The sequence below is a fragment of the Ciceribacter sp. L1K22 genome, assembly GCF_017599385.1.
Taxonomy (GTDB): domain Bacteria; phylum Pseudomonadota; class Alphaproteobacteria; order Rhizobiales; family Rhizobiaceae; genus Allorhizobium.
In genome coordinates, this window is sequence record NZ_JAGFPK010000002.1 from 831,289 (window position 1) to 842,275 (window position 10,987).

At 60.2% G+C, this 10,987-nt stretch carries 12 protein-coding genes; 5 read left to right on the top strand and 7 right to left on the bottom strand.

Features of this window, described 5'->3' with window-relative positions; translation table 11 throughout:
* Positions 1-12: 12 nt before the first annotated feature.
* Complete coding sequence (locus tag J5J09_RS21820) at positions 13-930, bottom strand: esterase-like activity of phytase family protein (RefSeq protein WP_246746064.1); 918 nt, start codon at positions 928-930, stop codon at positions 13-15.
* A gap of 229 nt (positions 931-1,159) precedes the next feature.
* On the opposite strand from J5J09_RS21820, the gene J5J09_RS21825 reads away from it, so the two are divergent.
* The gene (locus tag J5J09_RS21825) at positions 1,160-1,609 is read left to right on the top strand and encodes a hypothetical protein (protein ID WP_208554332.1); all 450 of its coding nucleotides are present in this window, start codon (positions 1,160-1,162) and stop codon (positions 1,607-1,609) included.
* Here J5J09_RS21825 and cobT read toward each other — a convergent pair.
* The 3 genes from cobT to J5J09_RS21840 all read right to left on the bottom strand — a co-directional run bounded on the left by cobT (position 1,606) and on the right by J5J09_RS21840 (position 5,176).
* Positions 1,606-3,489, bottom strand: a complete 1,884-nt coding sequence (gene cobT / locus J5J09_RS21830; RefSeq protein ID WP_208554333.1) for a cobaltochelatase subunit CobT — start codon at positions 3,487-3,489, stop codon at positions 1,606-1,608. The genes J5J09_RS21825 and cobT overlap by 4 nt on opposite strands.
* 8 nt (positions 3,490-3,497) lie before the next feature.
* On the bottom strand, positions 3,498-4,490 hold the full coding sequence (cobS, locus tag J5J09_RS21835; protein WP_208554334.1) for a cobaltochelatase subunit CobS: 993 nt from the start codon (positions 4,488-4,490) through the stop codon (positions 3,498-3,500).
* 62 nt (positions 4,491-4,552) lie between these two features.
* Complete coding sequence (locus J5J09_RS21840) at positions 4,553-5,176, bottom strand: J domain-containing protein (RefSeq protein ID WP_208554335.1); 624 nt, start codon at positions 5,174-5,176, stop codon at positions 4,553-4,555.
* Positions 5,177-5,271: 95 nt separating this feature from the next.
* Here J5J09_RS21840 and J5J09_RS21845 point away from each other — a divergent pair, with 95 nt between their 5' ends.
* The gene (locus tag J5J09_RS21845; RefSeq protein ID WP_208554336.1) at positions 5,272-5,553 is read left to right on the top strand and encodes a BolA family protein; all 282 of its coding nucleotides are present in this window, start codon (positions 5,272-5,274) and stop codon (positions 5,551-5,553) included.
* Between the two features lie 9 nt (positions 5,554-5,562).
* On the opposite strand, the gene J5J09_RS21850 is transcribed toward J5J09_RS21845, so the two are convergent.
* Genes J5J09_RS21850 through J5J09_RS21860 form a run of 3 tightly spaced genes read right to left on the bottom strand, consistent with a single transcriptional unit; the run spans position 5,563 to position 8,581 of the window.
* Positions 5,563-6,867: an HlyC/CorC family transporter gene (locus tag J5J09_RS21850; RefSeq protein WP_208554337.1), complete on the bottom strand. Its 1,305-nt coding sequence runs from the start codon at positions 6,865-6,867 to the stop codon at positions 5,563-5,565.
* The gene (gene aroB / locus J5J09_RS21855) at positions 6,864-7,991 is read right to left on the bottom strand and encodes a 3-dehydroquinate synthase (RefSeq protein WP_208554338.1); all 1,128 of its coding nucleotides are present in this window, start codon (positions 7,989-7,991) and stop codon (positions 6,864-6,866) included. The genes J5J09_RS21850 and aroB overlap by 4 nt, the downstream gene beginning before the upstream one ends.
* A complete protein-coding gene (locus J5J09_RS21860; RefSeq protein WP_208554339.1) occupies positions 7,988-8,581 on the bottom strand; it encodes a shikimate kinase in 594 nt (197 codons plus the stop codon). Before J5J09_RS21860 ends, aroB begins: the two co-directional genes overlap by 4 nt.
* On the opposite strand from J5J09_RS21860, the gene J5J09_RS21865 reads away from it, so the two are divergent.
* The 3 genes from J5J09_RS21865 (at position 8,559) to J5J09_RS21875 (ending at position 10,863) form a co-directional block, all read left to right on the top strand.
* A complete protein-coding gene (locus J5J09_RS21865; protein WP_208554484.1) occupies positions 8,559-8,873 on the top strand; it encodes a hypothetical protein in 315 nt (104 codons plus the stop codon). The two genes, J5J09_RS21860 and J5J09_RS21865, sit on opposite strands and share 23 nt — an antisense overlap.
* A gap of 25 nt (positions 8,874-8,898) precedes the next feature.
* Positions 8,899-9,846 carry a site-specific tyrosine recombinase XerD gene (gene xerD, locus J5J09_RS21870; RefSeq protein ID WP_208554340.1) on the top strand — a complete coding sequence of 316 codons (948 nt, stop codon included), beginning with the start codon at positions 8,899-8,901 and terminating at the stop codon, positions 9,844-9,846.
* A gap of 63 nt (positions 9,847-9,909) precedes the next feature.
* On the top strand, positions 9,910-10,863 hold the full coding sequence (locus J5J09_RS21875) for an acetyl-CoA carboxylase carboxyltransferase subunit alpha (RefSeq protein WP_208554341.1): 954 nt from the start codon (positions 9,910-9,912) through the stop codon (positions 10,861-10,863).
* Positions 10,864-10,987: the final 124 nt, after the last annotated feature.

Here is a 10,987-nt window from a genome sequence, read left to right on the forward strand (position 1 = left end):
TCGGGCCTTTTCTCATTCGAGCAGTCGGAACTCGAGCATGAGATTACGCTGCAGGATCGAATGGTTGTCATCGGATACCAGGATGATGCGGATCGAACCGTCAGCGTCCTTAACGACATCGATACCTTCCATGTTGTCGATCTCGTCGCGAAGATCGGCTTCCAGCAGAATCTCGCCATCGACCAGGGCTCCCGGCCTGATCGTTCTCCCGTCGATAAGGCGAATACGCATGCCGACACCGGTTGCGAGCGAAAAGCGGCGCTCAAGCAACAGGAGGTCGCCATTCGGAAGGAAAGCACCGTCGGTAACATCGAACTCGTCGCGGCGAACGACCTTGAACACACCCTTCATCGGACCGTCAACGATGCCGGCGAAGAGATGCCCATCATCGTCGACGCTGCGTTCGGCGACAGCAACCAGGGCGCCAGCCAGAGGACTGCTCTTCGGGGCGACCGCCAACGTCTCCAGCCCGCCATTACCCCTCAACTCGCGAATGGAGAAGGGAAGCTGCAGCGACCGCAAGGGGCGGCTCGATACAGGATTGTCGGCCGGATAGACGTCGATCCGGTGCCGTTGTTCGAAGCCGACCAGAACCTGCGCCTTTCGAAGCGCCAGGCTTTCGGCGTCCATGTTGGCTTTGCCGGGATTGCTGCGCCCTGCAGCGTCCGTCATGGGCGAAATTTCGGCATTTTCTATTCCGGAGATGCGCCCGTCTGAGTCACGGACGACCGTCCCGGTGAACCAGTGGCCGGTATCCAGCACTCCAATATAACTATTCCCTTCTACAAATCGGATCGAGGACCAGGCTCCGAACAACGGCTCCGCTGAAGAAAGTTCCATACCACCGACGAATTCCAGCGCACCGAGACGATTGTCGGGTACACCGGATCTAAACACGGTGATCGGAGTTGCATGTACCTGAACCGGCAAAGCCTGGGCGACACTTGCGGAGGAGAGCAAAAACGCCGAGGCGAACAACTGAAGTCTGCGTGCGAAGCAAGGCAAAGGGGCAATCCGGCTGAGAAGACAAGCGTGTGTCATACGGCAACTCGATGGGCGCGGCAACGCGTGGTCAAGCCCCATGGCGACGCCCAGCCACGGACAAGGCAGAAGGGGCAGATTCGCAGACAGCGATCAAAACGCAACAGGACAACACGTCATGACCAGCATCAACGCGGTGGGCAACGCCGCCATCTCTCCCACCTTCAAGCCTGCAACCGCAAACGATTTCGACACCTGGTTCCAGGATGTCCTGCAGGGATATGCGAAGAACGGCGGAGCTCCAGACAGCAATCTAATCTATGACGAATCGTCTGAGGGTGGGCTTTACGGCGATACGGCTGACCCGCTCGTGCAAGACCGGCGCGATCAGTTCGCCGAGTGGGTGAACATGTCGCTCGCCGAAAAGCTCAGGGCTCAATATCTCGAAGCGAACGGTCTGACCGAAGAGAGCCTGGAGGCAATGCCGCCGGAGGAGCGGAAGGCCATCGAGGATGCGATTACGGAATACATCGAGGAAGAAATGAAGCGACAGGCAGGGGCCGACGGAAGAAGACCCGACACCGACCCGGTCGCGGATTTTGTCGCGACAAACGCCACCGACGTTTAACGCGACCGGCGGCCGGCGCCGGCCTTGTCCTCGAACAGGGCAGCGAGTTGCTCTGTCATCGCGCCAGCAAGTTCGTCGGCATCGACGATGGTCACAGCGCGGCTGTAGTAGCGCGTCACATCATGGCCGATACCGATTGCCAGAAGTTCGACCGGGGAACGGGTTTCAATTTGGTCGATCACGGCACGCAGATGCCGTTCCAAATAATTCCCCGGATTGACGGACAGCGTCGAGTCATCCACCGGCGCGCCATCGGAGATCATCATCAGGATCTTGCGCTGCTCGCGACGGGCAATCAGTCTGTTATGCGCCCACATCAGCGCCTCGCCGTCGATATTCTCCTTGAGCAGACCCTCTCGCATCATCAGGCCGAGATTGCGGCGCGAGCGGCGCCACGGGGTGTCGGCCGATTTGTAGATGATGTGACGCAGGTCGTTGAGGCGGCCCGGCGTGGCTGGCTTGCCGCCGGCCAGCCACTTCTCGCGGCTCTGTCCGCCCTTCCATGCTTTTGTGGTAAATCCGAGGATTTCCACCTTCACCCCGCAGCGCTCCAGCGTCCGCGCCAGGATGTCCGCGCAGGTCGCGGCGACCGTGATCGGCCGGCCGCGCATGGAGCCTGAATTGTCGATCACGAGCGTGACGACGGTGTCGCGGAACTGCGTGTCGCGCTCCATCTTGAACGACAGCGGCTGCATCGGATCGATGACCATGCGTACGAGCCGCGCGCTGTCCAGATAACCTTCTTCCAGATCGAAGTCCCAGGACCGGTTCTGCTGCGCCATCAGGCGGCGCTGCAGACGGTTGGCGAGGCGCCCGACGGCGCCCTGAAGGTGAGCGAGCTGCTTGTCGAGGAAGGCGCGCAGGCGGTCGAGTTCTGCCTCGTCGCAAAGCTCTTCCGCGGTGATGATTTCGTCGAACTCGGTTGTGAAAACCTTGTAATCGACCTTCTCGTTGAAATCGTCGAACGGGCTGGCAGGGCGACGCATCTCGCCGGGTGTCTCGGATTCCTCGTCGCCCTCATCGGAAAGATCGTCGTCGGAAATCTCCGCGCCGTCCATCTCCCCATCTTCCATCTGCTCTTGCGAGGCCTCGCTGTCCTCCGCGGGCGCCTGCTCGGAACCGGCTTCCTCTTCCGCCGAGTTTTGGTCCTCCTCGTTGGAGCGGGGTTGCTCCTCGTCGGTGGTTTCCTCTTCCTGGCTTTCCTCGGTATCATCGCCGAGGTCTTCGGCCATTTCCATCGCGCTCAGCATGTGGCGGATCGCCTTGGCGAACGCCTGCTGGTCCTCCATGGCACCGCGAAGAGACGACAGGTCGCCGCCGCCCTTTTCCTCGATGTAGGGACGCCAGAGATCAAGGACCTGACCCGCGCTTGCCGGCGCCTTCTCGCCCGTCAGCGTCTCGCGCACCAGCATGGCAACGGCTTCGGCGAGCGGAGCGTCTTCCTGCCGAGAGATGCCTGCGAAATTCGCCTTGGCATACTTTTCGGAGTTCATGGCCGACATATTGGCGGCCATGCCGCTCATCCGCAGCGCACCGATCGACTCGACCCGGGCCTGCTCCACCGCATCGAAGACGGCGCGTGCATCAGCGCCTTGCGGAGCAAGAGCCGCATGGACCTTCTGGTCGTGGCAGGCAAGGCGCAGCGCCATGGAATCGCCGAGGCCGCGCGTGATCGCCAGTTCCTGCGCTGTCGGCCGCTTGGAGAGTTCCGGCAGCCGCACGCGTTCACCCGCAAGACCCGGACGTTCGTTGGCGAACACAACCTCGACCTCGGCATCACCCGCGATTGACCGGACGCAGCCGGTAACGGCGCGCCGGAATGGCTCTGTATCCACCATTGTACCGGGCTTCGCCCGTGTATTGTCACCGCGGCCTGCCATGCTTGAGATTACGCTCCCAGAACGATGTTGGCAGCGCTTTCCTTGAGCTCCGTGCCGAAGACGCGCTGGTACTGCTCGGCCACCAGCGTCCGCTCGAGTTCGTCGCACTTGTTGAGGAAGGTGATCCGGAAGGCAAACGACACGTCGCCGAAGATCTCGGCATTTTCCGCCCAGGTGATCACGGTACGCGGGCTCATGACCGTCGACAGGTCGCCATTCATGAATGCGGAGCGCGTGAGATCGGCAAGGCGAACCATCTTCGAGACCGTGTCGCGGCCGCCCTCATTTGCCGCGAAGCTCTTCACTTTCGCCAGGATGATATCGACTTCGTGCTCATGCGGCAGGTAGTTCAGCGTCGTCACGATAGACCAGCGGTCCATCTGTGCCTGGTTGATCTGCTGCGTGCCGTGATAGAGACCCGTTGTGTCGCCAAGTCCGATCGTGTTGGCTGTCGCAAAGAGACGGAACGCCGGGTGCGGACGGATGACGCGGCTCTGGTCGAGCAGCGTCAGGCGGCCGGACGATTCCAGCACGCGCTGGATGACGAACATCACGTCCGGACGACCGGCGTCATATTCGTCGAAAACCAGCGCGACATTGTGCTGGTATGCCCAGGGCAGGATGCCGTCCTTGAACTCGGTAATCTGCTTGCCATCCTTCAGGACAATCGCGTCCTTGCCGACGAGGTCGATACGGCTGACATGGCTGTCGAGGTTGACGCGCACGCAAGGCCAGTTCAGCCGGGCAGCGACCTGCTCGATATGCGTCGACTTTCCGGTGCCGTGATAGCCGGTCACCATGACGCGGCGATTGTGGGCAAACCCGGCGAGGATGGCGAGCGTGGTCTCGCGGTCGAACAAATAATCGGGATCGAGATCCGGCACATAGGCGTCGCCCTGGGAATAGGCCGGCACGCGGATGTCGCTGTCGATTCCGAAGACTTCCCGCACCGAAACCGTCGTGTCGGGAAGATTGGTGATATCAAGGTCAATTTTGCTCATCGTCACTCCACGCCGGTCGGTCCGATCGGCCGCCTGCAAAGTCCAATTCCTAGCTTTTTCGCTTAACAGAAACCAGCCTGCTTTAACAATTGATACGCCTGAATGACAGCGCGAAAACGCTCTTCCGAGCCACGATCTCCGCCATTTGCGTCAGGATGGTGTTTTTTTACCAACTCCTTGTAACGGCTCTTGATCTCGGTCGCTGTGGCGCTGCCGGCAAGCCCAAGAGTATCGAAGGCCTTCGCCTCGAGCGTCTTCAGCTTGCGCGCCTGCGGAAAACGCGGCGATGTGCCGCGACCCTGGCCGACGAAGCCGAAGGGGTCCTTAACGCGGGCGTTTGACGCGGCTGATCCGGAGCGCAGCGTAGAGTGCAACGGAGAAGATTTGGCGGACTTATTCACTCCGATCGTCCACGTTGGGCGATGACCCGTGATCGCCTCCTTCTGATAACGCGCGATCTCGGTATCGGACAGGCCGGAAAAATAGTTGTAGCCTTTGTTGTATTCCTTCACGTGCTCGAAGCAGAACAGAAAGAACTGCCCCTCGGCGTGCCGGCCGACGGGAGCACGGTGGACGCCCGGCCGATCGCATCCGTCCCATTGGCACGTGGGTTCGACAGGCTCCTGTTCGCGCTCAATCTTGCGGCGCGTGCGGATTCTGTCGAAATATTTCGAGTCGAGTTTCATCTGACAATTATGGTGCTTTGCCGAAAGGCCGACAAGAATTGACAAATCGGATTTATGTCGGCTTGGTGGGACGTTTGTGAGGTAGGTTGAAACGGATGTCGGTCAAGAACGCCATCGAAACAAAATTGTCTACGGGACTGGCTCCCGACCGGCTTGTCGTGATCGATGAAAGCGGTCTTCACGCAGGTCACGGTCCACGGATGGACGGTACCGGGGAGACGCATATGCGTATCCGTATCGTATCCCCCGCCTTTGCCGGGCTTACGCGCGTCGCGCGTCACCGCGCGGTGACTGATTTGCTGAAAGCGGAATTCGATGCGGGGCTGCACGCGCTCGCCATCGAGGCGTCGGCTCCCGGGGAGCCGACGCGCTGGTAACGTCCTGCGTCAGGCGGTCGCTTGGTCTTCAAGAGGACGGATCCGAATTCTGGTGATCCGGTTCCTTTCGCGTTTCATAACGATGAAGCGCTTCCCATGGAACGTGAAAGCCTGACGCTCGTCGGGAATAAGCTTTGATTCGTGGATCACCAGACCGGCGATGGTAGTTGCCTCATCGTCCGGAAGCTGCCAGTCCAGCGCCCGATTGAGGTCTCGGATCGGCACGGAACCGTCAACTACGATGGAACCGTCCGCCTCCTGGCGGACACCCTGAATCTCGATGTCGTGTTCGTCGGAAATATCACCAACGATTTCTTCGAGAATGTCTTCAAGCGTGACGATACCCTGGACTTCGCCATACTCGTCGACAACCACCGCGAAGTGTACCTTGCGCCTCAGAAAGGCGTTCAGCTGGTCCTTGAGGTTCGTCGTATCGGGAACAAACCATGGTCTTTGGGCAATCTTGACGATATCGAGGTTTTGAGGTTCCACCCCGGGCTCGGCCAGAGCGCGCAGCAAATCCTTGGCATGAACCACACCGATGATGTTGTCGGTCGAACCGCGCCAAAGCGGCATGCGCGTGTAGGGACTTTCGAGCACGGCACGAACAGCCGTCTCCGGCGAATCATCAGCGTTGACGGCGCGCATCGAGGTCCGGTGGATCATGACGTCGGAGACTTCCAACTCGCCGAGATCGAGAACACCGCCGAGGCGGTCGCGATCGGCCTTCACGACGGAACCCTCGCGATGAAGAAGATCCACCGCACCGCGCAGTTCTTCATGTGCGGTCAGCATGGATGTTTCGCGCGAGAGCGTATGACCGAACAGCGCCAGGATCGCACGAACAATGTAGTTCACCGCTGAAGACAACGGCCCGACCACGATCACGAACATGCGAACAACAGGCGCCACGAAGAGAGCAAACCGCTCCGGCGCGGAAATCGCCCAGCTCTTCGGAAGGACCTCTGAGAAGATCACGAGCAGCACGGTCATCACGATCGTTGCGATGGCAACGCCAGAGTCGCCGAACAGGCCGAGGAACAGGCTGGTCGTCAGCGAGGATGCGAGAATGTTGACCAGATTGTTGCCGATCAACAGGGCTCCAATCAGTCGGTCGCGCCGTTCGATCAGGGCATTGACGACACCGGCTCTCACGTCGCCATTGCTCTCGATCGTGTGCATCCGCGCGCGCGACGTCGCCGTCAGAGCGGTCTCGGATCCGGAGAAAAAGCCCGAAGCAACGATCAGCGCCAGGATGGCGACGACAATGAGCCAGTATTCGGCGACGAGCGACAAGAACCAGTCAGCTGTCATTGCGGATGTTTTTCCTCCAGGAACGTAACGACTTCGGAAGACGGAACGTCGTTGGCGACGAACGATTGACCAACGCCACGCGTCAGGATGAAAGTGAGCTTGCCGCCGGTGACCTTCTTGTCCTGAGCGATCGCACGCATCAGCACATCCGGCGGCGGCAGTTCGCCTGGAATATCGGACAGGCGAGTCGGCAGGCCAACGGTCTTCAGGTGCGATTCGACACGCTCGGCGTCGTCAGGGCTCGCGAGATTGAGGCGTGCCGAGAACTGATGCGCCAGCACCATACCGATCGCGACGCCCTCGCCATGCACGAGGCGACTGCTATCGTACTCGGTCGCTGCTTCCAGCGCATGCCCAAAGGTGTGCCCCAGATTGAGGAGCGCACGACGGCCCGTCTCGCGCTCGTCAGCGACCACGACCTCCGCCTTTGCCCGGCAACTTGTCGCGATCGCCTCAATCCGAGCCGCCCCGCCGGCGAACACGTCACGCCAGTTGCGTTCCAGCCAGGCGAAGAAGTCGGGCTTGTCGATCAGGCCGTATTTGGCGACTTCGGCGTACCCGGCGCGAAACTCGCGATCGCTGAGCGTCTGCAGCACGTCCGTGTCAGCCAGCACCAGATCCGGCTGGTTGAAGACGCCAATAAGGTTTTTGCCATGCCGCGTGTTTATTCCCGTCTTGCCACCAACAGATGAATCGACCTGCGACAACAGAGAGGTCGGCATCTGCACGAAGCGCACGCCACGCCGCACGATTCCGGCGGCAAAACCGGCAAGATCGCCGATCACGCCGCCGCCGAGGGCGATGACAGTGTCGTTGCGTTCGATCCTTGCCTCCAGAAGAGCATCGCAGACGCGGGTCAGATGCTCGAAGCTTTTGGTCTTCTCACCGGCAGGCAGAATGAGTGAGGTCGCGTCGATGCCGTCGGCTTCAAGGCCGTCCATAAGCGCTTCGAGATAATGATTGGCGACATTCTCGTCAGTGACGATCGCAGCCTTGCGACCCTTGATCCGCGTCGAGATCTCTCCGCCGGCGCGGCCGATCAGACCGGGACCGATCAGGATGTCATAGGCACGGTCGCCCAGCGGCACATGGACCAGGCGCTCGGAAGTCTCGCTGCTTTTCATGTCGTCTTCATACTTTCCTTCTTGAACGCCGCCACGGCCTCGAGAACCTCGTTCACGATGATCTCCTTGCGGACATCGCGGGACTGGATCGTGATGTCCGCGAGCCCATAGACCGGATACCGCTGGTTCATAAGGTTCTCCAGCGTCTGCTTAGGGTTCTCCGTTTTCAGCAGAGGCCGATGATCGCGCTTGTTGACGCGCTCCCACAGCACATCCAGATCCGCGCGAAGCCAAAGCGAGATGCCACCCTTCTCGATCTGACGCCGCGTGTTTTCGTTGATGAACGCGCCCCCGCCCGTTGAAATGACGCGAGGCCCCGACTTTAGCAAGCGTTGAATGACCCGGGTTTCAAGCGCACGAAACTCCTGTTCCCCGTAGGCCGCGAAGAGTTCACTGATCGTCATCCGCGACACGCGTTCTATTTCGGTATCGGTGTCAATGAACGGCAGCCCCATCTGGGTTGCCACCATGCGTCCGATCACGGACTTGCCAGCCCCCATAAGGCCAACGAAAACCAGGTTTCGCCGCCCGAGGGCATTCCGGGCCCTATCCCCGAGAGACAGGGCTATGGTCGAGGTCATGTCCGTCATCTGGCGTCTTTACGTCTCCACCCGAACGGTATTGTTGTTTCCGTCCATGCCGTCAAGCCGAGGCGGTGAAAAGAGCGCGCGCCTTGCACTCGCGCACGAGGTTCTTCATATACTCCAGCACGTCCAAAAGGTGAGCCGGATGCCCACACTGTTCCGCTTTCTGTTTTTCTGTGTCACCGCGGCGGCCGCGGTCTACGGGCTGATGTTTGCGCTCGTGGTCTTTGTCGAACCACGCGAGCGTGACGTGGTCGTGCGCATACCGTCTGAGCGGGTGAATCCGCAAAACCCCTGAGCCTCAAACTTCGGAAGGATGCGACTTGAAGGATCTCGGCGGAGCGCATATCGAGTCGTTTCTCGAAATGATGAGCGCGGAACGCGGGGCTGCCGGAAATACGCTCGCAGCTTATGAGCGCGACCTGGATGATCTCAGGGACTTCCTTACATCACGACAAGCCTCAGTGACCACCGCGAGCGCTCCGGACTTGTCTGCCTATCTCGGCGATCTTGAAGGTCGCGGCTTCGAGCCGACATCGCAGGCCCGGCGTCTTTCGTCCATGCGACAGTTCTACAAGTTTCTCTACGCGGAGGGTCTCCGGGAGGACGATCCGACGGCCACACTCGACGCCCCTCGGAAACGCAGACCTCTGCCCAAGACCCTCTCTATGGAACAGGTGGATCGGTTGCTTGCCCTGGCTGCTGAAGAGGCCCGCCAGCCGGGAAAGGGTCAGTTGCAGCGACTGCGTCTGCTGGCCTTGCTCGAACTCCTCTATGCGACCGGCATGCGTGTTAGCGAGTTGGTGGCGCTTCCAGCGACCGTATTGTCCCGCACGGAAGGCTTTCTGTTGATCAAGGGCAAGGGTAACAAGGAGCGTCTGGTGCCGCTCTCGCGTCCTGCAAAGGAGTCCCTTGCAACGTACGGTCATGCCCTGACAGAAGAAGATCCCGATCTCGCGGCGGAAAGCCCCTGGTTGTTTCCTGCCGCCAGCAAGGAAGGCTACCTACCGAGACAGGTGTTCGCGCGCGATCTCAAGGACCTCGCTGCACGCTCTGGCCTACCATCGGCCGCCGTGTCGCCGCACGTCCTGCGCCACGCCTTCGCGAGCCACCTGCTGCAGAATGGCGCTGATCTGCGCGTCGTGCAGGAACTACTGGGTCACAGCGACATTTCGACGACACAAATCTATACGCATGTACTGGAAGAAAGGCTACGGCAGGTGGTTGAAACCCATCACCCTCTTGCCAAACAGGCCAAAAAGCAGGATTAGGACCGCCAACAGCCGGTACCACGCTCCCCGTGCAGACGGGCCAAACGATCGGAAACGGATTTAATGCACAATTATCTCGACTTCGAAAAACCCATCTCCGACCTCGAGGGGAAAATCCGCGAACTGAAAAAGCTCGCGAGCGAAGACGAAAGCATCGACACCTCCGAAGAAATCACGCGTCTCGAAACCCGTGTGCGCGAGGCGACCGAGGAAATCTATTCCAAGCTGAACGCCTGGCAGAAGACGCAGGTCGCGCGTCACCCGCAGCGCCCGCACTTCATCGACTATTCAACGCGACTCTTCACGGAATTCACACCGATTGCGGGCGACCGGAAGTTTGCCGAGGACGCCGCCATCCAGGCGGGACTTGCGCGTTTCAACGGACAGCCGGTGGTGTTGATCGGCCAGGAGAAGGGCTCCGACACGAAGACCCGCCTGAAGCACAATTTCGGCAGTCCACGTCCGGAAGGCTACCGCAAGGCCATTCGCGTCATGGAAATGGCCGATCGTTTCGGCTTGCCTGTGATCACGCTTGTCGATACGGCCGGCGCCTATCCAGGTGTTGGCGCGGAAGAGCGCGGCCAGGCGGAAGCGATCGCCCGCTCGACAGAGATGTGCCTCAGCCTGCGTGTTCCGATCATTTCCGTCGTCATCGGCGAAGGCGGCTCCGGGGGAGCGATCGCGATTGCGACCGGCAACCGCGTCTACATGCTGGAGCATGCGATCTACTCGGTCATCTCACCAGAGGGTGCGGCATCGATCCTGTGGCGCGATTCAACACGTGCACGTGAGGCAGCCACGAACATGAAGATCACCTCAGAGGACCTGAAGTCGATGAACGTCATCGACGGCATCATCCCGGAGCCGATTGGCGGTGCGCACCGCGATCCGGAAGCGGTCATCGACCGGACCGGCGAGGTCATCGCAGGTGCTCTTAAGGAGCTCTCCGCAATTGACGGAATGAAACTGCGAAATGACCGCCGGCAGAAGTTCCTGGACATTGGACGGAACCTCTGATCGACAAGCTCAAGGTCGCCACATTCCTGCTCATTTCACGGGATAGTTGACGCAAATGTGTCCGAAGCTGGGCTGCCTTGGTTAATGATTTCTGCAGAAACCGCTCCTAATGTAGCGACAAGAC